The following is a 19,771-nucleotide window of genomic DNA, read 5'->3' on the forward strand; positions in this document are numbered from 1 at the left end:
CACGTACGGGTACTCCTGGTCACCCGATAAGGGATGGATCTTAGTAGAAACTCAATACGACTAAAGCTTGAATAAGACCAACAAGTCCTCCAATAACGCCACCTAGAAACGTAATCATTTTCAACTCACGTTTGGTAATCGCCATAATCAGCTCCTCCAAATGCTGCATTGAAAAGGATTCGACCTGCTCTTTGATCACATCTTCAAGTTTCAGTTTTTCTAGAAAAGCCGCTACATGCTTTTGGATATACTCTCCCGCCGTAGCAGCAAACGTAGGGACCCATTCCTGAACAATCCTCGCTTCGTAAGGTCCAGTCCATGTGTGGAGCGGTGCATCAATCCAGTTCAGCATCGTTACACGCTCATCCAGCAAAGCGGTCAAACGATCAACCAAAAGGTCAATATCAAGCACCGTATCAAACGAGCCCAACTCGCGCTCAAGTAATTTTTCCCACTCTTGGTTGAGTAGCGATTCTACCGTTTGCCTTGTGTTTTCTTGATCGAGAAGTTTCAAAAGTTCTGGCTGCAACAGCTCCACAAGTTTATCCTTGGAGAAAAACATCGAGACCATGCTGCCAAGCCGCCCCTTTTTGGATAGAAAATGCTCCACAGTCTTTCCTATACGTTGGGACCCTTCGCGACTCGCAACATAGTCACGCCCCTTTTGCAAAAGCTTTTCTGTGGCAAGCGAAAGGGAGGCTTCGACATTTTCCTGAAACTGACGTGGAAGAACGTTTTTGAGCGGTTGATTGCGGTTCTCTTGAAGAAAACCTTCCACTTCTCGTTTCATCACTGCTTTCGTTTTCCCGATGAGCTGTCTACGTGCGCTTACCTCTTGAACGTTTGAGCCAAGATACGACTGCAAGGTTCGCTCGCTTTTCAACCAGTCCCGTACTCGAGTTTGAAGCCAGCTATTCATTTCCCTCCTAAAAAGATCGCTGCCAAGCTTTTTAGCTAACCCTTCTGCGGTGAGTAAGTGCTTGGCAACGATGTTCCCAAGCTGGACCGCGATTTCTTTCTGTCTTTTCGGCAACAATCCCGGGGTGAAGGGGAGATGCCAGCTACCAATATAAAGGGCACGGTACGGGCGAAACAGCATTCGTATCGCAAGAGCATTTGTCACTGCCCCCACCACTGCTCCGACTACCGCCATAAAAAGTATCAATGCTAATCCTTGCACCTAATTGCCTACTGGCTGTCTGCGCCTTGGTCCTAGTCGATCTGCAGTAGGCTGCCTCCTTTTGCATACATTAGGACAATGTAATGATGCCTTTATTATAACGGATTCATCCGCTCAAGAAAAATGGGAACAAGTATGGTAAACTGAAAGCAAACCCTTACATACTAAGAATCAGGAGGCGTTTGTTCGTGATTGCTCATTTTCAATATAAACCCTTGACAGTGCATGGACGCAAACAGCGCTGGGCATTCACATGTTACTACGAGGGTCAATACGTCTCGGGCACGTACCATTATAACGGCGATATCGTCTGGGAAGAGGCGCCTCACGAGTCGGAGAAACAAAAGGTGCTACAAGCAAGCATTCATGACCTCATGCTGTATCATGTCTACGAATCAGAGCATCGCCCATAGGATAACCGCTTGCTCCTGTACTCATACTAAGAGCAGGAGGGGTTAAAGTGAGGAAAGAACAAAAAGAACAGCATACCGAAGGGCGAGACGACTATTTCATGGATGTCGAGCGTATGATCGATGAAGGTCTAAATGGCGGCACTGTCCACCCGCATGAGGGCGGAAAAATTGAGACAGCAAGACCGCTCGAGAAAGAGGACCCTCCCCATCATTCGTAAAGAAATCAGGCTGTCCACCTCGGGCAGCTTGATTTCTTTCTGCCAACCACGAAATGAGTGAGAAAGGATTGATGACCATGCTCAAAAAACTAGAAACTCAGTTCAGTCACGCCCTCTTAGAAAGCAACCCTTCTTCAAACGAGAGGGCTCTTTGGCTTGAAACGGATTCCAAAGAAGTCATTGGCTTTGATAGCGCCAAGCTAACAGATAATGAAGTCACTCTTTTAAAATTGCTGCTTACGGAATGTCAAGCTGTCCCACCTCCGCAAACTGAGAGGGAACACGCTTGGAAACAGTGCTTGCTTCACGGAGAGGGATCTCCTTTTAGTGAGGGCAACGTCTCCTTTATTCACTTTCAGATGGAAGTCCGTCTCGATGATTATGAGTCGTTCCGTGAGGCACTGCTAAGCTTTTTCCACGAACAGGTCCATATCGTCTGGCAAACGGCCACAAATGGCGTTATTATCTACGAGACCTCGCTGACCGAGGAATATCCCGATCTTCATGAGGTAGCAGAAGCCATTATAACGGATTTTTATGTGGACATTCACTTTTTAAAGGGGCGCACAATCTCCTTAGACAACGCGCAGACGATCTATAGCTGGGAAAAAGAAATCTTTTTCACTGCCCTTAAAAGCTACTCAAACCAAACCGTCTTTCATGAACTCGAGGCTGCCACTTTTTTCTTACTCTCGCTTCTTCCACAGGCAGAAATGGAGCGCCTCCGTTCGCTGTTTTTCCCGAAAGAGATTATCAGTGACCACGAGCTCATGCGCAGCATACAGATCTATTTCCAAAACAACATGAATGTCACTCAGGCCGCAAAAGCCCAGCATATGCACCGCAACAGCATGCAATACCGGATCGACAAGTTCACAGCAAAAACAGAACTGGATCTCAAACATTTTCCAAACGCAGTCATCACTTATTTGATGCTCTTGCTCACACAACCGAAAAAAGCGTTGTCATAGTGCACGGAAAACTCCCCGTTTTTTGTGCACTCGTCCTATAGAATCTCTGGAATGAAAAGGGTTACAATGCAAGTAACAAAGTGACTAGGGGGCGTAAGCATGGCATCCATTGAACTGAACAATGTAGCTAAAGTTTATGACGGAAACGTGACCGCGGTTTCAGATTTTAATTTAAATATTGAGGACAAAGAATTCATCGTCTTCGTAGGCCCGTCCGGGTGTGGGAAATCGACGACGCTTCGTATGATCGCAGGGCTTGAGGAAATTTCCGATGGAGACCTCATCATTGGCGACAAGCGAATGAATGATGTAGCGCCAAAAGACCGTGACATCGCAATGGTTTTCCAAAACTATGCACTTTATCCACATATGAACGTCTATGACAACATGGCCTTTGGCTTAAAATTACGTAAGTTTAAAAAGGATGAAATCAAAGCACGTGTAGACAACGCAGCGAAAATCCTCGGCCTTGAGGAAATGCTTGACCGTAAGCCAAAAGCCATGTCCGGTGGTCAGCGCCAGCGTGTCGCTCTCGGACGCGCGATTGTCCGTGACCCGCAAGTGTTCCTCATGGACGAGCCGCTTTCGAACCTTGATGCGAAGTTACGTGTACAAATGCGCGCAGAAATTACCAAGCTCCATAAGCGTTTGCAAACAACAACGATTTACGTTACGCATGACCAAACTGAAGCAATGACGATGGCTACAAGAATTGTTATTATGAAAGATGGCTTTATTCAACAAATTGGCACTCCAAAGGATGTCTACGACAACCCAGAAAACGTTTTTGTTGGTGGATTTATTGGATCTCCTTCGATGAACTTCTTATCTGGGCGCTTGGATGGCAGTGACTTTGTTATGAACGATGTTCGCGTCGAAGTGCCAGGAGGAAAGCTTTCTGCGCTCCGTGAACAAGGCTTTGCTGACAAAGAGCTCATTCTTGGCATTCGACCGGAAGACATTCATGATGAGCCGCTCTTTATTGAATCCTCTCCTACGACGAAAGTGGAAGCAACCATTGATGTTGCCGAGCTTACCGGCGCTGAAACGGTTCTTTATTCCGCTCTCGACAATCAGGAATTTATTGCACGGGTCGATTCTCGAACAGATGTTAAAAGCGGAGATACCATCGAAGTAGCGCTTAACCTGAACAAAGCGCATTTCTTTAATCCAGAAAACGAACAGCGCATCCGTTAATATCGAAAAGCGTAGGGGGGTTGGTCAGGAGCGAGAATTTTGGAGACCCGATAAAAGAAATCCCGGTCTTGGATTTCGTTATCTGGGCGAAAAATCTCGAAGCTCCTACCCGCCGCAGCTAGACAATATCGAAAAGCACAGGCGGGTTGGTCAAAAGCGAGAATTTTGGAAGGCCTGGACTAGAAATCCCGGGTTTGGATTTCGGGCCAGGCCTGAAAAATCTCGAGCTTTTACCCGCCGGAGCTAGACATGAAAAGCGCAGGCGTCCTGCTCACGAGCGACAAGTTCTGGAGCGACGGCAGTATCAAGCCCGGTTTTGGCTTGATCTGGCGGCGTGAAGAAACCTCGAGCGAGTGGTCGCCGGAGCTAGACAATACCGAAAAGCGCAGGCGCAGAAGCGAGGGTTTAGACAAAGTAAAGAGGCGACGCAATGTCGCCTCTTTTTGAGCCATAATATGCAATTATTGTTGGCCACCCATTTGTTGTTCAGCCATTTGAACAAGACGCTTCGTGATTTCTCCACCTACAGAACCGTTTGAACGGGACGTAGAGTCAGCGCCAAGATTCACTCCAAATTCAGAAGCGATCTCATATTTCATTTGGTCTAGTGCTTGCTGTACGCCAGGTACAACAAGTTGGTTTGAGTTGTTGTTGTTTGCCATGTTGTTTCACCTCCCTGTCTACCTATAGAATGTCTCGGAAGCTGTCCACTTATGACAAGCAAAATCAATTTTTCATTGTCCAAATGCTGGAACTATACACATTCAAAAATTGCAGGCAGGTTGACCATAGCTTTTACACCGGAGCTAGAAAAAAGCCAGAATGCGAAATTCTGGCTTCTTCCTATGCTTTTCGTCGCTGAAACTGCTTTAAGCTTTGAGGGTTTTCTAGGGCTGATAAATCGCCACAGTCCTCCCCTAAATAGGCCGCTCGTATCGCCCGCCTGATCACCTTGGCGTTTCTCGTCTTCGGCAGCTCATCTACAAAAAACATCTCCGCAGGACGAAGAGCTTTGCCTACCTTTCGCCCAACGTGCTCCTGTAACTCCAAAAGAAGCTGATCGTCCGCGTTAGTTTCCTTGCTGGTGACTACAAAGGCAACCGCCGCCTCTCCTTTAATGGCATCGGGCACACCTACGACCGCTGCCTCTGAAACCCTTTCATCATCAACAAGCAATGTTTCAAGCTCCGCTGGTCCAATACGCTTTCCGGCAATGTTTAACACATCGTCTGAGCGACCGGTAATTTGCCAAAGGCCTTCGTTTACAATCGCCCAGTCACCGTGGACCCAGACCTCTTTGATTCGACGCCAATACGTATTGAGATAGCGCTCTCGCTCCTTCCAAAACCCAGCAGTCATACCTACCCATGGCTTTGTGATCACAAGCTCTCCTACCTCGCCACGTTTCTTCTCCGCGTCTTCACTATAGACATCTGCCGCCATCCCCGGAAGCGCACCGTTAAAGGTGGAAGTCCCAATCGGCTTTATAAGTAGATTTCCAAGAATCCCGCCGCCGATTTCCGTCCCGCCCGTATAATTAAAAATCGGGATCTCTTGCCGTCCGACCTCGTTAAATAACCATTGCCACGGTTCATCGTTCCACGGCTCTCCTGTGGAGGCGAAAACTCGAAGAGCCTTAAGTTTCCTCTCTGGAATCGCGGCGTCTCCGTGCTGCATCAGAGAGCGCACCAGCGTTGGCGAAACACCGAGATGAGTGGCGTTATGTAGCTCTGCCACTTCCCACAGGCGTTTTGGCGACGGATAATCGGGAGTGCCCTCAAATAACACGGTCGTCGCCCCATTTATAAGTCCGCCGTACACAAGAAACGGTCCCATCATCCAGCCCATATCGGTATACCAAAAAAGCGAATCTCCTGTGCCCACATCCATACACAGGCCTGCATCAAAAGCTGCTTTTAAAGGAAAACCGCTGTGTGTGTGGACAACTGCCTTTGGTTTTCCCGTCGTCCCTGATGTGTAAAGAAGCATTAGCTCATCGCTTGAGGACATGGAAACGGTCTCCGGCCTTGAGCTCGACTCGCGCAAACGCTCATAATCGAGATCGCGAGGGTTCCAGCTTTCGTTAACCTTTGTTCGACGTACGACTACGCAGTGTTCAACGCTTGGGGAGAGATGGAGCGCCTCATCAGCTTGTGTTTTCATCGGAATTCTCTTTCCCCTCCGATAAAACCCATCTGCGGTTACAAGCACACGAGCATTTGAGGCGTTGAGCCTAGAAGCAATCGCTTCAGGGCCATATCCAGAAAAAATCGGGGTGATGATCACACCAAGCTTCGCACAGGCCAACATGACAATGACCGTTTCCGGCAGCATCGGCAAATACAAAGCAAGGACGTCCCCTTTCTTGAGCGATAACTGCCGCTGAAGTCCTCCCGCTACGCGGTTCACTTCTTCGCGTAGCTCAAAAAAAGTGAAGCACCGAGTTTCACCGTTCTCGCCTTCCCAGCTGATCGCTTTCATATGCTTTGTCGCATCGTCACTTGCCCATTTTTCAACGGCACTCTCAACAATATTCAATTCCCCGTCCACAAACCATGTCGGAAACGCCACGCCGTTTTCAAGGGACAGCGCTTCACGATAAGGACGCCTCCACTGAATGTCCAGCGCTTTCTCTGCCTCTGCCCAGAACCAAGCGATATCCTTAATCGACGCTTGATGAAACGTGTCGTACTCATCAAAGCCTAGCGTCTGCATCCACTTGTAAAGACGTGTTCTTTCAATCTGCTCTTTTGATGGTATCCATTGCCGTCGGCTCATTGCGACACTTCCTTTCCCTATACTGGATAGACAGGATGTTTGCGATGAGAAAACGTCATTTCCTTAGAAGCGTAGAGTGTAAACCGTGACGTAAGCTCTTCGCGCAAATCATTACCGTTGACAACACCGTCAATGACAAGCTCTGAAGCCAGTCGGTAAACATCAATGTTTTCTTTGTATTCTTTTCGTTTCTCTTCAATAAATGCCTGCCGCTCTTCTTCAGGAAGCTCGGCGATCTTGTTTGCATAAACGGCATTTACTGCCGCTTCCGGCCCCATCACCGCGATTTGCGCTTGTGGGAGCGCCAGGCAGCAGTCAGGTTCAAATGCCGGTCCAGCCATGGCATACAGTCCTGCGCCGTACGCCTTCCGTACAATCACAGAAATCTTAGGCACCGTCGCTTCCGCCATTGCCGAAATCATTTTCGCGCCGTGACGGATGATGCCGGCTCGCTCCACTTTCGTTCCAATCATGAAGCCTGGAATATCCGCAAGAAAAAGGAGCGGAATATGATACGCATCGCAGAGCGTGATAAAACGAGCCGCTTTGTCAGCAGAATCATGGAACAATACGCCCCCTTTGGCCTTTGGCTGATTGGCGACAATGCCGATCACGCGTCCATCAAGACGGGCAAATCCTGTAATCAGCTCAGGCGCAAACTTCTTCTTGATTTCGAAAAACGAATCCTTATCTACAAGCGCTTCAAGTAGATCATACATATTAAAAGGCGCATTCTGATTTGCTGGAATCAAGTCTTCAATCGTCTTTTCCTGTACAAGGGGCGCCCGGCTTTCCTCCGCCTTTGGAGCCTGTAAATAGCTTGCTGGCATATAGGAGAGATAAGTTCTTGCCGCCGTGATGGCTTCTTCTTCATCCTTCGCTAAAATGTCGCCGCAGCCTGATACCGAGCAATGCATCGCCGCTCCGCCCATCTCCTCAAGGCTGACGTTCTCCCCGATAACCATTTGCGCCATTCGCGGCGAACCGAGGTACATTGAAGCATTGCCATCCACCATAATAACCACATCGCAAAACGCTGGGATATAGGCGCCACCGGCAGCTGACGGGCCGAACAACAAGCAGATTTGTGGAACACGCCCTGAGAGCTTGACCTGATTATAAAAAATTCTGCCAGCCCCTCTGCGGCCAGGAAACATTTCAACTTGATCGGTAATGCGTGCTCCGGCTGAGTCGACGAGATACAAAAGGGGGACATTGAGCTTTTCCGCCGTTTCCTGAATGCGAATAATCTTTTCAACGGTGCGTGCTCCCCACGAGCCCGCCTTCACTGTGGAGTCATTGGCCATCACACAAACTGTTTGGCCATGAATCTTGCCCATTCCGCATACAACACCATCCGCAGGCAGCCCTTCCGCTTCACTGTTGGCGAACAGACCGTCTTCCAGCTCAATGCCTGCATCAAATAGCTGTTCCAAACGCTCACGGACAAACAGTTTGCCTTTAGACGCATTTTGTTCATGGTATTTCGGTTTCCCGCCGGAATGAATCTGTTTCTCTTTTTCCTTAAGATGGGTTTCTAGTGTCATCTCGCGTCCTCCTACTCTCCGCTATACTTTGGCTGTCTTTTCTCTTTGAATGCTTGTAGACCTTCTAGACGGTCCTTCGTTGCAAGCGTCCTTGCATACGCCCTCGATTCAATTGCGAGCCCCTCGGTTAACGTTTCATTAAAGCCTTCATCCATCGCACTCTTCGCTGCCCGCAGGGCCACTGGTCCGTTTTTCGCAATTCGCGTGGCAAGAACCCGCGCCGCCTCTTCTACACCTTCAAGAGGAACAAGCTGCTCACACAACCCACATTCAAACGCCTCTTCACCGCTTATACGCCGGGCACTATAAATCAGTTCTTTTGCTTTTCCAATGCCGATCAGTCGTGGAAGTCGCTGCGTCCCTCCTGCCCCAGGAATAATGGCTAGACTCGTTTCCGTTAACCCGTATTTGCCTTCCTTCGCAAAAACACGAATATCCGCTGCAAGCGCCAGTTCGAGCCCGCCACCAAAGGCACTGCCGTTCACCGCGGCAATCACTGGTTGAGGAAGAGACGCAACTTCTTCCATCACTTCGCCGATCAGTGTGACCGCCTCACGAGCTTCTTCTTGCGACATCTCCCGTCGCTCCTTTAAATCCGCCCCAGCTGAAAACGTCTTATTTCCTGCTGACGTAAGAACGACGACCCGTGTGGTGACATCCTCTCTAATGCGTTCACAGCTCTTTCTTAAGCCTAACAATGCCTCCTTTGAAAGAGCGTTTGCAGCACTTGGACGGTTTAAGCGAATAAAGGTACACCCATTTCTTTCTTCCACTAAAATCGGTTCTTCGCTCATCCTCTCACTTCCTCCCCTGGCATTGTTCGCAGCGTATGACTTGGCAACGCTCTCTTCACTTTTGCTTCAATATAAGTGGCTGCTTGAGCTAGCTTTTCCTGGTTGATGCCCGTCGCTACGTTCATCCCTTCAAATAGATAGACTAAATCCTCGGTCGCTACATTCCCAGCCGCCCCTGGTGCATAAGGACAGCCACCCAAACCGCCCGTCGCCCCATCAAACGCCGTGATGCCACACATATAGGCAGCATAGGCGTTGGCAAGCGCTGTGCCTCTCGTGTCATGCGGATGAAAGGCAAGCAAGCGCGCAGGAACTTCGGCAAGCGCCCGCTTAAACAATTCCTCCACATGGTTCGGTGTTGCCTGCCCTACAGTGTCGCCTATGGAGATCTCCCGAACACCCGCCTTCGCAAATCGTTCAATAAGCTTGAGCACATCCGTAATGGGTGTTTTTCCTGCATATGGGCAGAAAAACGCTGTGGAAATATAGGCACGCACTGACTTTCCCGCCTCTGTTGCTTTTTGAATGACGCGCTCCTGTGAAGCAATGGTCTCTGAAATGGAATGGTTAAGGTTTTTCTGGTTATGAGCCTCGCTAGCCGAGAGGAAGATGGAAACTTCATCTACTTGAGCGGCAAGCGCACGCTCCAGCCCTCGCTCATTTGGAACGAGCGCAGCATAGATGATACCCGGCTTGCGGGAAAGTTTTTTAAACACCTCATCCGCATCTGCAAGTTGCGGAATCCATTTCGGGTGCACAAAAGAGCTCACTTCAATATAGGAAAGACCCGCCTCTTCAAGCTGATGAATCCAAGCTAATTTTTCCTCCACACTCAGCTGAACGCTTTCATTTTGCAAACCATCACGCGGGCCAACTTCACGAATTCTCACCTTTTCACCTCATTTGCTACTCAAGTTCTAAAAGCACGTCCCCTTCATCCACAAACTCTCCCTCGGGCTTCACTATCCGTTTGACCTTGCCTGCTGTCTCTGCCTCGATTGGAATCTCCATCTTCATCGACTCTAGAATGGCCACTTCTTGACCAGCCTGAATTTCATCGCCAACCGCAACCGTCAGCTTCCACACATTCCCTGCCATTGTTGTCCGTACTTCATTCATTTGATTTTCTCCCCTGTTATCAGTTCATTTTTGTACGTTTCAATAAAGCGAGTCGTCGCCTCTCCCTCTAGAAATGCCTTGTGTTTGCACACAGCCAACAGCAGAGGCAAATTGGTTTTTATCCCTTCCACGCGGTACGAAGCAAGCGCCTTCTGCATTCGCTCTACCGCCTGCTGCCGACTCTTACCGCTTACAATGATTTTGGCAATCATCGGGTCGTAAAACGGCGTAATCACGGTTCCGACCTCAAGCGGGCATTCGTGACGAATATAATCCGCTTCCGGCTTCTCAAAGGCTGTGATCGTTCCCGGAGATGGAAAAAACCGAACCGGGTCCTCCGCGTAGAGACGCGCTTCAATCGCGTGCCCGCTGAACGAAAGGTCTTCCTGCTTCATGGCCAGCTTTTCGCCAGAAGTGATTCGCAGTTGCCATTCCACAAGGTCGATGCCAAAAATTTCTTCTGTCACTGGATGTTCCACTTGCAAGCGTGTGTTCATCTCCAGAAAGTAAAACGAGCCATCCTCGTCTACGAGGCACTCGACAGTCCCAGCATTGACATAGCTGATCGCTTCCGCCGCCTGAATCGCCATTTGACACATTTCCTCCCGTCTCGTCTCTGTGAGATACGGAGACGGTGCTTCCTCAATCACTTTCTGATGACGACGCTGAACGGAGCAGTCCCTCTCCCCGAAGGCTAGCGTTCGCTCTCCATCGGCAAGGACCTGGATTTCAATATGCCTTGGGTTTTCCAGATACTTTTCGACAAATATCTCGCTGTCGCCAAAAAACATGTTCGCTTTCTTGGCGTTGCTTACAAATGCTTTGCGGCATTCCTCTTCGTTTCGTACGACATCAATACCGATGCCACCACCACCAGCAGCCGCCTTCAGCATAACCGGGTAGCCAATTCGACTTGCTTCCTGTACAGCCTCCTCTTCGTTTGCACATCCACTACTCCCTGGAATTACTGGCACCCCTGCTCGTTCCATAGTGGCTCGCGCCTTCACTTTATCGCCCATTGCCTGTATTGCACGCGCGTCCGGGCCGACAAATGGCAGCCCTTCATCCTCGCAACGTTTTGCAAAGACGGCGTTTTCCGACAGTAGTCCATATCCAGGATGAACCGCGTCTGCCCCTGCGTTTTTTGCAATTTCCAGCAATTTATCTACATTTAAGTAGCTTTCGTTTACGCGAGCGCCTCCAAGTAGATACGCCTCGTCAGCATCTTGGACATGACGCGCCCTTTCATCGGCTTCTGAGTAAACAGCAATGGTCTGAATTCCCATTCGCCTGCATGTGCGTATAATACGACAAGCAATTTCTCCTCTGTTAGCAATTAACAGTTTCTTAATCATCGCTAGCCCCCTACTTATTTTGCTGAGTTGACCATTTTTCTGACTGCTCTCTCATTTTAAATTTTTGAATTTTCCCAGAGGCCGTCATCGGATATTCGTCTACAAAACGGAAGTAGCGTGGAATTTTGTGATGGGCAATTTCCCCCTGGCAAAACGTGCGAATATCTTCTTCGTGCACAATGATGCCTTCTTTTAAAATCATCCAGGCGCACACTTCCTCTCCGTACACTTCATCCGGAACGCCAATCACCTGCACATCCAAAACGCTTGGGTGTTGATAAAGAAACTCTTCAATTTCTCGTGGGTAGATGTTCTCCCCACCGCGGATGATCATGTCTTTCAGCCGCCCAGTAATCTGCAGGTAGCCATTTTCATCCATTACTGCGAGATCTCCTGTTTTCAGCCAGCCGTCTTCTGTGATTGCCGCAAGCGTGGCTTCATCGTTCTTGTAATAGCCACGCATAACATGATAGCCACGCGTACAAAGCTCGCCTTGACTTCCTGGCGCAAGCTCATTCATGGTCCCGGGCTCAACAATCTTGACTTCGACGCCCGGCAGCGCGCGCCCAACACTGTTCACGCGAAGCTCGATCGCATCATCCGTACGAGTCTGTGTAATGACCGGAGAAGACTCCGTCTGTCCATAAGCAATCGTCAGCTCACGTGCCCCCATTCGCTCGACGACACCCTTCATCACCTCGACGGGACATGTCGACCCCGCCATGATGCCTGTTCGAAGCGTCGAAAGATCATAAGAGGCAAAGCGCGGATGATTGAGCTCCTGAATGAACATCGTTGGTACCCCGTGTACCGCTGTGCACTTCTCACTCTCAATCGCTTGTAACACTTTTTCCGCTTCAAATTCTTCCACCATAACCATCGAAGCCCCTTTAGACACGCACGCTAGAATGCCTAAAACGCATCCAAAGCAGTGAAAAAACGGAACTGGGATGCACAAACGATCCTTGTCAGTTAAATTCATGCACGATGCGATCTGAGCACCATTGTTAACAATATTGTGATGTGTAAGCATGACTCCTTTTGGAAATCCAGTCGTTCCAGATGTGTACTGCATATTAATCACATCGGTCGGTGAGAGCAGTTTCTCTCGTTTCTCAAGGATGTCATCCGACGTCTCCTCACCTAATGCTACGAGGTCTTTCCAATTCCACATGCCTGGATGCTTCTCTTCTCCCAAATAAATGATATTCTTTAAGTACGGGAGCTTTTCAGACTGCAAAGCGCCAGGCTCGGCATCCTTTAGCTCTGGAACGATACTGTACAGAGTGTCGATATACGACGTTCCTTTGTACGTATCCATAAGAAGAAGGGTCGTTGAATCCGACTGCTTCAGTAAATATTCAAGCTCGCTCGCCTGATAATTTGTACTCACCGTAACAAGAACAGCCCCCGCCTTAGCGGTTGCGAACTGGGTCGTAATCCACTCTGGCTTGTTCGTTGCCCAGATGGCTACGTGCTCCCCGTGTCGGATACCAAGCCTAATGAACGCTTTTGCAAGGGTTTTGCATTGTTGATCAAACGCTTTGTAACTTAGGCGCAACCCACGATCTGGATAAACAACAGCATCGACATGGCTCACGTCGTTTGCTCGCTGTGTAAGCAACTCTCCTACAGTGACTTCAAGAGTTCCTGTCATCACAAAAACCCTCCTTTAGTTTTGTGGCAAACCGAGCTGTCGTGCAATAACCAGGCGTTGAATTTCCGACGTTCCTTCGCCGATTTCAAGAAGTTTCGCATCGCGCAACATACGCTCTACCTCATATTCGCGCATATAGCCATAGCCTCCGTGAATTTGCAGCGCTTCGTTACACACGCGCGTAGCCGTCTCCGAAGCAAATAGCTTAGCGTATGCCGCTTCTCTTGAGAATGGTTTTTCGTTGTCTTTAAGTGAGGCCGCTTTATGTACCATCGTGCGTGCAAGCTCAATTTCCATAGCCATATCTGCCAGCTTAAACTGTAACGCCTGAAACGAGCCGATTGGTTTTCCAAACTGCTTTCGTTCCTTTGAATAGGCACGCGCACGATCAAAAGCAGCTTGAGCGATGCCAACAGCCAGCGCCCCAATGGAAATTCGTCCCCCGTCTAACGTGTACAGAAATTGGCTAAACCCTTGCTCGGGGTTGCCGAGGATATTTTCTTTTGGCACGCGCACGTCCTCTAATACCAGCTCACACGTATTCGACGCACGCACGCCCATTTTTTCGTAATTGCAGTTGATCGTAAAACCAGGGGACTCCGTTGGCACAATAAAAGCAGAGATGATGCTTCGTCCATCGGAACGCTTTCCTGTCACAGCCGTCACAATCACCGTCCGCGCATAACCGGCATTTGTAATCCAGCATTTTTCCCCATTAATCACATACTCATCGCCCTCTAGCACCGCTTTTGTCTGTGTTCCACCTGCATCGGATCCAGCGTTTGGTTCCGTGAGGCCGAAAGCCCCAAGGGATTCCCCTTTTGCGAGCGGTGTCAGATGTTCCCGTTTTTGTTGTTCCGTGCCGTAATAATAGATCGGGCTTGCACCAAGAGACACGGCTGCTGCATAGCTAAGTCCGGTCCCACCACAGGCGTAGCCGATCTCTTCAACCGCGAGCGCGTAGGAAACCGTATCACCGCCCGAGCCGCCATATTCTTCAGGAAAAGGGATTCCCAGCAGCCCAAGCTCTCCCATTTTCTTAAAAAGATCGTTTGCAAATGTGGCCTCTCGATCAAGTTCGATCGCGCGCGGTGCGATCTCATTACGAGCAAACTGTCTAACCATGTCACGAATCATCTGTTGATCCTTCGTTAACTCAAAGTTCATCGCCCTATCCCCTTTTTTATCATCTACAGCTTCCAGCCATGCACCAGCTCACGCCATTCTACTCCTTCGGATTAACTGAACGAGCGCTCAGTAGCAGAGAAAACAAAAGCGCCTTATTGAAAGCGTTAACAAGATCGTACCCTACCCTTATTTGGATGTCAAATCATTTATACGACTCCCATAGCCTCGCTTTTTTGGCTGTCGACGCATGAAATTCCAAGATCAACAAGCTACATACTGTGCTATTTGTATTCGTTTTTGCTGTATTTATTCTTGTTTTTAGCGGTTAGTGACAACATTCTGTGCGGAAAATGTTCGGTCTCCCTACCACTGCGCAACTCGAAAAACGAGGGAAGAATGTGTACACATTCTTCCCTCACCTTTCGGTTATCGTCGCCTCCCCACTATCCGAAAACAGCCCTGTCAACAACTTCATGCCCTCGACTATTTTTTCGTCGGTAGAATGTGTATAATTCAGCCTTAACGTATTATACTGTGGCGATCCTGCATAGAACGGAGCCCCGGGCACATAGGCAACCCCACGTGCGACCGCTTCTGAAAGTAACGCTTGCGTATCAAGATTGGGGGCAAGTTCCACCCATAGAAACATTCCCCCTTTTGGATCCACAAAGTGAACGTCATCAAGCTCGGCCTCGTGCAAACAGTCCACCATCACTTTTTTTCGGTGACCATAAAGGCTGCTAATCTTCTGAATATGCGCATCCAAATCAAAATGAAGACAAAGCTCATAGAGCGCCTGCTGAGCAAGGGAATTGGAATGCAAGTCATTCGCCTGCTTGGCCTGGGACATCATTCGTATCACTTGATGAGGGCCGACAATCCACCCTGTTCGCAGGGCGGGAACCGCCGTTTTTGAAAATGTGCTTGTGTAAACGACATGCGAACCGTCATCAAGGGCTGCTATCGGCGTATAGCCTTCATCTGTAAACTGAATGTCGCCATACGGATCGTCTTCAAATAGGAGCACCTTATGCTTATGAACCAAGCGAACAAGCTCTTTTCGACGCTCAAGTGACCAGACACGCCCCGCCGGGTTTGAGAAGGTTGGTACAACATAAATCACTTTTGGCCTAAAGGCTTTTAACTTCGCAACTAAATCTTCCACCACCATTCCGTCGGTGTCACAGCGCACTGGCACGATCGTTGCTTCATACGATTGAAATACTTGAAGGGCCGCAAGATACGTAGGTTCCTCCGTTAAAATGACATCTCCTGGACTAATCATCACGCGGGAAAATAAATCAATGGCCTGCTGAGACCCTGTGGTTAACAGCACATGATCGGCCGTGTAGTCCGTTATCTGCTTCCTTGCCATCCTTTCCAAAATCATTTCTCGGAGCGGCCGGTATCCTTCCGTTTCGCCGTACTGCATCGCCTTTTTTCCCTTAGCAAAGACTCTCGTGAACGCCTCCTCAATTGCCTCGACAGGAAAAAGTTCATCATCTGGCAATCCTCCTGCAAATGAAATGACGTCTCCTTGATTGACGACCTTTAAAATGTCTCGAACAGCAGAAGACTGTAAGTGACGGACGCGCTTGGCAAATGCATATTTCATTTTTTCCACCTCGGTTGTTTTGATCTGCCTATAAGCAAATCGCAAAAATTTCAGGACACTTCCATTCTAAAGCAGTGGTGTGAAAAGTCAATCTATTTCCCGAGAAATAAGCAAAAGGCCGGCTCCTCTGAAGCCGACCTTCCTTCCTTTCCCTACAACGCTGAAAACTGAGATTTCACAAGTCCGTAGTAGATCCCTTTTTCACTCATTAGCTCCCCATGCGTTCCTTGTTCCATCACATGGCCGTGGTCAAGCACGATAATGTTATCTGAATCGCGTATCGTTGAGAGTCTATGGGCGATCATAATGGCCGTACGACCGGCAAGAAGTGTTTTTAAGCCCTCCTGAATTTTTAACTCTGTCTCCGTATCAATGCTTGCTGTAGCTTCATCAAGAATTAAAATCCGCGGATCAGCTAGGAGCGCTCTTGCAAAGGAAAGAAGCTGCCTTTCACCAACGGAAAGCACATTTCCTTGCTCTTCAACTTCTGTTTGGTAGCCATTTTCGAGCTTTTCAATAAAAGAGTGCGCACCAATGGCCTTAGACGCTTCTATAATCTGTTCATCCGTCGCTTCCGGGTTTCCGAAGCGAATATTATCCATGATTGTTCCGGCAAAAATAAACGTATCTTGCAAGACGTAGCTGACATTCTTACGCAAGTCGGCAAGACGAATATCACGCAAGTCCACACCATCAAGCAAAAGCCGCCCGCTTGTCGGGTCGTAAAAGCGGCTCATTAAGTTAACAATTGTTGATTTTCCGGATCCCGTGTGTCCAACAAGGGCAATCGTCTTCCCTGCTTCAAAGGTGAGATTAATGCCATTCAGCGCTTTTCGCGACTCGTTATAGGCAAATTCAACATCTTCAAAGACGAGCTCTCCTTGAACATTCTCAAGAGGCCTGGCATCCTTCTTGTCTTCAACATTCGGTTTCTCATCTAAAAACTCAAAGATTCTCTCCGATGAAGCCATCCCAACAAGAAGCTGGTTGTAGACTTGACCGAGCCTTGAAATAGGCTCCCAGAACATCCCTAAGAAAAAGGCAAAGGTGACAAATTGTCCGAGTGTGAGCGAACTTCCTTCGGATAGAATAAAGTAGGCCCCGAACAAGATTAGAATTGCCCCACCGATGGCACTCGCCATCTCCACAAAGGGACGAAACAACGCATTCATTCGAGTAGCATGGCGCCAGCTTTCGTAGTTCTGACTATTCACATCCTCAAAGAACTCCATGTTCTCATGCTCCTGTGCGTACGCTTGAGTCACGCGAATGCCTTGGATGCTCTCATTCAAATGAGAGTTAAGCCTTGACTGGCGAATCCTCACCGTCTGCCACGCTCGTCGAATTCTTCTTCTCAAGCCAACGGAAATCAAGAACATAATCGGCAGCACAATGACCACCAATAAAGCAAGCTCAGGGTTAATCGTAAAAAGAATGACAACAATCCCTGCAATCATAACGACATCCATTAACAAGTTTACAACACCGTTTGTAAAGAGATCTTGTAATGAGTTGACATCATTAATGACGCGCACTAGGATTGAACCTGCGGAGCGCTGATCGAAAAACCGGTGGGAAAGATGCTGAATATGATCAAATAGTTTTTTGCGGATATCATAAATAACAAATTGACCCACCTGGTTCATCCAGCGGATACGAAAGATATTTGCCACATAGGCCACTAAATAAAGCGCAAGCACAATGGCGGCATACGTGAACATTAGAGAAACATCTCCATTAGCAAGACCCTGATCAATCGCATAGATGCCGATAAAAATCGGCACCACCAGTCGTACACCCGTTGAAATCAACATCATCACGATCGTTTTTGGAAGCATCGATTTCGCATAGGGCGCTAGAAAGGAAAACAGGCGCGTCATCTGCTTCCAATTAAACGGTTTTTCTATGATTTGTTCAACGGGATAGTGAAACCTCGTGTTTTTTGTTGGTTGTTCCATTGACTCACTTCCTTACACTTCTTGCAGTACATACTGCTGATCTTTGTTTTGGATATCATAGATTCGTTTGTACTGCCCTTGTCTCTCAAGCAAAACGTTATGTTTGCCACGCTGAGCGATTCTTCCGTCTTCGAGCACAAGAATTTCATCACAGTGCTTTACTGACGATATACGGTGAGCAATAATGAACGTCGTCCGTCCCTGCATCACTTCTCTCATCGCTTTTTGAATCTTCGTCTCTGTTTGCATGTCAACGGCGCTTGTGGCGTCATCTAAAATCAAAATACTCGGATTCATAATCATGGCCCGAGCAATCGCAATCCGCTGCTTCTGCCCGCCGGATAGCCCAAGCCCACGCTCCCCTAAGACCGTTTCATACCCTTCGGGAAGCTCCATAATGAACTCATGCGCATCCGCTTGCTTGGCCGCTGCGACAATGTCATCCATGCTTGCATCTGGATTCCCGTATGCTAAGTTATCCCGAATGGTAGAGGAGAAGAGAAAGGTTTGCTGGAGGATTAATCCAATGTTTGGTCGGAGCTCTTTAACGTCGTATTTCTCAATGGGTTCCCCGTCTATTAGAATCTCTCCTTCCGACTTCTCATAGAAGCGCATCATCAGTTGAATAATGCTTGATTTCCCGGATCCAGTCGCCCCTACAAGCCCGATCGTGGAGCCTTTTGAAGCAGAGAAGTTAAGATCCGTGAGCGCTTCCTTCGCTTTACTCCCATAGCGCAAGTGAACGTTCTTAAAGACCACTTCCCCCTCCAATTTCCTCACTTCTCGATTAAGTTCCGGTCCATTCGCTCGTTCCTCTTCATCCAACACTTCCAGTAATCGCTCTCCAGAAGCCTTGGATTGGCTGAACATATTGATAATAAAACCAAGGTTCATAATAGGACCGATAATAAACCACACGAGACTAAAAAAGGCGAATAGCTCTCCTACTGTAAGCGCTCCTTGTATGGCCAAATATCCGCCATAGGCAAGAAGAACAACCGCAGATGTGTTGCCTAAAAACTCCATCAACGGAAAGTAGGTTCCCCAGATGTTTGAGATTTGCAGATTCTTTGTCCTATAATCTTCATTCTGGTCTTGAAAACGGTTTTTTTCTGTGTTTTCTTGAGAGAGAGCTTTCACCGTGTGCATTCCACTAACGTTTTCCTGAACTTTTGTATTCAAACTCGCAAGCGATACACGTACACGGCGAAAATTCGGATGAACCCGAGAATCAAACTTATAGACAGCGACCGCTAAAAACGGCAGCATCGCCATCGTCGCAAATGTAAGAGGAACGGAGTAGAATAACATCACGGTCATGGCAAAACCGACGAGAAGAATGAAGTTTAATAGCTGAGCAAAACCGAAGGAGAGAAAGAAACGAAAGGCCTCCACATCAGCCGTAAGACGCGACATTAAGTCACCGGTCTTGGCGTTATCATAGTAGCGGAAAGGAAGAAACTGTAGTTTTTCATAAAGCGTTTTCCTTAGCCGGTAAACAGAGCGAACGCCAAACAAGTCTCCATAATATTGCTGGACGTACGTAGCCACCCCCTTAATGGCCATAATTCCCAATAGTGCGAGTGCTAGTGGAGGGATGATTCCATAATTCTCGGCCACAACGCCCTCATCAATCGCATATTGCAGGATCACAGGGTAGAGAACCGTAATCCCTGTCACAAAAAGGAGGGCGAAAAGCGACCAAAAGAAATATCGTTTATACGGCAAATAGAACATTGCCAGCCTTTTAAAGGTATCCATTTGTTCACCACCTTAAATGTTTTATGTACTCCTTAGCCATCCGAAACATATTTAAGTCACAAAATTTATCTTACTCTGAA

17 protein-coding genes are annotated in these 19,771 nt (G+C 48.2%); 4 read left to right on the forward strand and 13 right to left on the reverse strand.

The genetic code is table 11. The features are described from left to right. Nucleotides 1-40: 40 nt before the first annotated feature. Entirely contained in the window at nt 41-1,180 is a 1,140-nt protein-coding gene (locus AVZ68_RS01830; protein ID WP_059102823.1) for a DUF445 family protein, read from the reverse strand. Nucleotides 1,181-1,368: 188 nt separating this feature from the next. Here AVZ68_RS01830 and AVZ68_RS01835 point away from each other — a divergent pair, with 188 nt between their 5' ends. From AVZ68_RS01835 to AVZ68_RS01845, 4 genes are all read left to right on the forward strand, one after another. Further along, nucleotides 1,369-1,593, forward strand: a complete 225-nt coding sequence (locus AVZ68_RS01835; RefSeq protein WP_059102824.1) for a DUF5342 family protein — start codon at nt 1,369-1,371, stop codon at nt 1,591-1,593. 47 nt (nt 1,594-1,640) lie between these two features. Beyond that, the gene (locus AVZ68_RS20445; protein ID WP_180316655.1) at nt 1,641-1,811 is read left to right on the forward strand and encodes a hypothetical protein; all 171 of its coding nucleotides are present in this window, start codon (nt 1,641-1,643) and stop codon (nt 1,809-1,811) included. Between the two features lie 77 nt (nt 1,812-1,888). Then, nucleotides 1,889-2,782 (forward strand): helix-turn-helix domain-containing protein, encoded by an 894-nt coding sequence (locus AVZ68_RS01840; protein WP_059102825.1) that lies wholly within the window; start codon nt 1,889-1,891, stop codon nt 2,780-2,782. Nucleotides 2,783-2,881: 99 nt separating this feature from the next. After that, entirely contained in the window at nt 2,882-3,979 is a 1,098-nt protein-coding gene (locus AVZ68_RS01845; protein ID WP_059102826.1) for an ABC transporter ATP-binding protein, read from the forward strand. A 461-nt stretch (nt 3,980-4,440) separates the two neighbouring features. Here AVZ68_RS01845 and AVZ68_RS01850 read toward each other — a convergent pair whose 3' ends face one another. The 12 genes from AVZ68_RS01850 to AVZ68_RS01905 all read right to left on the reverse strand — a co-directional run bounded on the left by AVZ68_RS01850 (nt 4,441) and on the right by AVZ68_RS01905 (nt 19,691). Beyond that, entirely contained in the window at nt 4,441-4,641 is a 201-nt protein-coding gene (locus AVZ68_RS01850) for an alpha/beta-type small acid-soluble spore protein (protein WP_059102827.1), read from the reverse strand. Nucleotides 4,642-4,822: 181 nt separating this feature from the next. Further along, nucleotides 4,823-6,757 carry an AMP-binding protein gene (locus tag AVZ68_RS01855; RefSeq protein WP_059102828.1) on the reverse strand — a complete coding sequence of 645 codons (1,935 nt, stop codon included), beginning with the start codon at nt 6,755-6,757 and terminating at the stop codon, nt 4,823-4,825. Between the two features lie 17 nt (nt 6,758-6,774). Continuing rightward, nucleotides 6,775-8,304: an acyl-CoA carboxylase subunit beta gene (locus AVZ68_RS01860; protein WP_059102829.1), complete on the reverse strand. Its 1,530-nt coding sequence runs from the start codon at nt 8,302-8,304 to the stop codon at nt 6,775-6,777. 11 nt (nt 8,305-8,315) lie between these two features. Further along, nucleotides 8,316-9,098 carry an enoyl-CoA hydratase-related protein gene (locus tag AVZ68_RS01865; protein ID WP_059102830.1) on the reverse strand — a complete coding sequence of 261 codons (783 nt, stop codon included), beginning with the start codon at nt 9,096-9,098 and terminating at the stop codon, nt 8,316-8,318. Next, the gene (locus AVZ68_RS01870; protein ID WP_059102831.1) at nt 9,095-9,988 is read right to left on the reverse strand and encodes a hydroxymethylglutaryl-CoA lyase; all 894 of its coding nucleotides are present in this window, start codon (nt 9,986-9,988) and stop codon (nt 9,095-9,097) included. The genes AVZ68_RS01865 and AVZ68_RS01870 overlap by 4 nt, the downstream gene beginning before the upstream one ends. Nucleotides 9,989-10,004: 16 nt before the next feature. Further along, the gene (locus AVZ68_RS01875; protein WP_059102832.1) at nt 10,005-10,217 is read right to left on the reverse strand and encodes an acetyl-CoA carboxylase biotin carboxyl carrier protein subunit; all 213 of its coding nucleotides are present in this window, start codon (nt 10,215-10,217) and stop codon (nt 10,005-10,007) included. Beyond that, a complete protein-coding gene (locus AVZ68_RS01880; protein ID WP_059102833.1) occupies nt 10,214-11,572 on the reverse strand; it encodes an acetyl-CoA carboxylase biotin carboxylase subunit in 1,359 nt (452 codons plus the stop codon). The genes AVZ68_RS01875 and AVZ68_RS01880 overlap by 4 nt, the downstream gene beginning before the upstream one ends. A gap of 10 nt (nt 11,573-11,582) precedes the next feature. Further along, the gene (locus AVZ68_RS01885) at nt 11,583-13,229 is read right to left on the reverse strand and encodes an AMP-binding protein (protein WP_059102834.1); all 1,647 of its coding nucleotides are present in this window, start codon (nt 13,227-13,229) and stop codon (nt 11,583-11,585) included. Between the two features lie 15 nt (nt 13,230-13,244). Further along, nucleotides 13,245-14,396 carry an acyl-CoA dehydrogenase gene (locus AVZ68_RS01890; protein WP_059102835.1) on the reverse strand — a complete coding sequence of 384 codons (1,152 nt, stop codon included), beginning with the start codon at nt 14,394-14,396 and terminating at the stop codon, nt 13,245-13,247. Nucleotides 14,397-14,772: 376 nt separating this feature from the next. Next, nucleotides 14,773-15,972 carry an aminotransferase-like domain-containing protein gene (locus AVZ68_RS01895; protein ID WP_059102836.1) on the reverse strand — a complete coding sequence of 400 codons (1,200 nt, stop codon included), beginning with the start codon at nt 15,970-15,972 and terminating at the stop codon, nt 14,773-14,775. Between the two features lie 152 nt (nt 15,973-16,124). Further along, nucleotides 16,125-17,930 carry an ABC transporter ATP-binding protein gene (locus AVZ68_RS01900; protein ID WP_059102837.1) on the reverse strand — a complete coding sequence of 602 codons (1,806 nt, stop codon included), beginning with the start codon at nt 17,928-17,930 and terminating at the stop codon, nt 16,125-16,127. Nucleotides 17,931-17,942: 12 nt separating this feature from the next. Then, nucleotides 17,943-19,691 carry an ABC transporter ATP-binding protein gene (locus AVZ68_RS01905; RefSeq protein ID WP_059102838.1) on the reverse strand — a complete coding sequence of 583 codons (1,749 nt, stop codon included), beginning with the start codon at nt 19,689-19,691 and terminating at the stop codon, nt 17,943-17,945. Nucleotides 19,692-19,771: the final 80 nt, after the last annotated feature.

Source organism: Shouchella shacheensis (assembly GCF_001484965.1).
GTDB classification, from domain to species: domain Bacteria; phylum Bacillota; class Bacilli; order Bacillales; family Bacillaceae_D; genus Shouchella; species Shouchella shacheensis.

Coding starts and splice junctions, on each gene's coding strand:
- AVZ68_RS01840 (WP_059102825.1), top strand. CDS start 1,889: ATGCTCAAAAAACTAGAAACTCAGTTCAGTCACGCCCTCTTAGAAAGC.
- AVZ68_RS01890 (WP_059102835.1), bottom strand. CDS start 14,396: ATGAACTTTGAGTTAACGAAGGATCAACAGATGATTCGTGACATGGTT.
- AVZ68_RS01875 (WP_059102832.1), bottom strand. CDS start 10,217: ATGAATGAAGTACGGACAACAATGGCAGGGAATGTGTGGAAGCTGACG.
- AVZ68_RS01885 (WP_059102834.1), bottom strand. CDS start 13,229: ATGACAGGAACTCTTGAAGTCACTGTAGGAGAGTTGCTTACACAGCGA.
- AVZ68_RS01880 (WP_059102833.1), bottom strand. CDS start 11,572: ATGATTAAGAAACTGTTAATTGCTAACAGAGGAGAAATTGCTTGTCGT.
- AVZ68_RS01860 (WP_059102829.1), bottom strand. CDS start 8,304: ATGACACTAGAAACCCATCTTAAGGAAAAAGAGAAACAGATTCATTCC.
- AVZ68_RS01905 (WP_059102838.1), bottom strand. CDS start 19,691: ATGGATACCTTTAAAAGGCTGGCAATGTTCTATTTGCCGTATAAACGA.
- AVZ68_RS01855 (WP_059102828.1), bottom strand. CDS start 6,757: ATGAGCCGACGGCAATGGATACCATCAAAAGAGCAGATTGAAAGAACA.
- AVZ68_RS01850 (WP_059102827.1), bottom strand. CDS start 4,641: ATGGCAAACAACAACAACTCAAACCAACTTGTTGTACCTGGCGTACAG.
- AVZ68_RS01895 (WP_059102836.1), bottom strand. CDS start 15,972: ATGAAATATGCATTTGCCAAGCGCGTCCGTCACTTACAGTCTTCTGCT.
- AVZ68_RS01900 (WP_059102837.1), bottom strand. CDS start 17,930: ATGGAACAACCAACAAAAAACACGAGGTTTCACTATCCCGTTGAACAA.
- AVZ68_RS01865 (WP_059102830.1), bottom strand. CDS start 9,098: ATGAGCGAAGAACCGATTTTAGTGGAAGAAAGAAATGGGTGTACCTTT.
- AVZ68_RS01845 (WP_059102826.1), top strand. CDS start 2,882: ATGGCATCCATTGAACTGAACAATGTAGCTAAAGTTTATGACGGAAAC.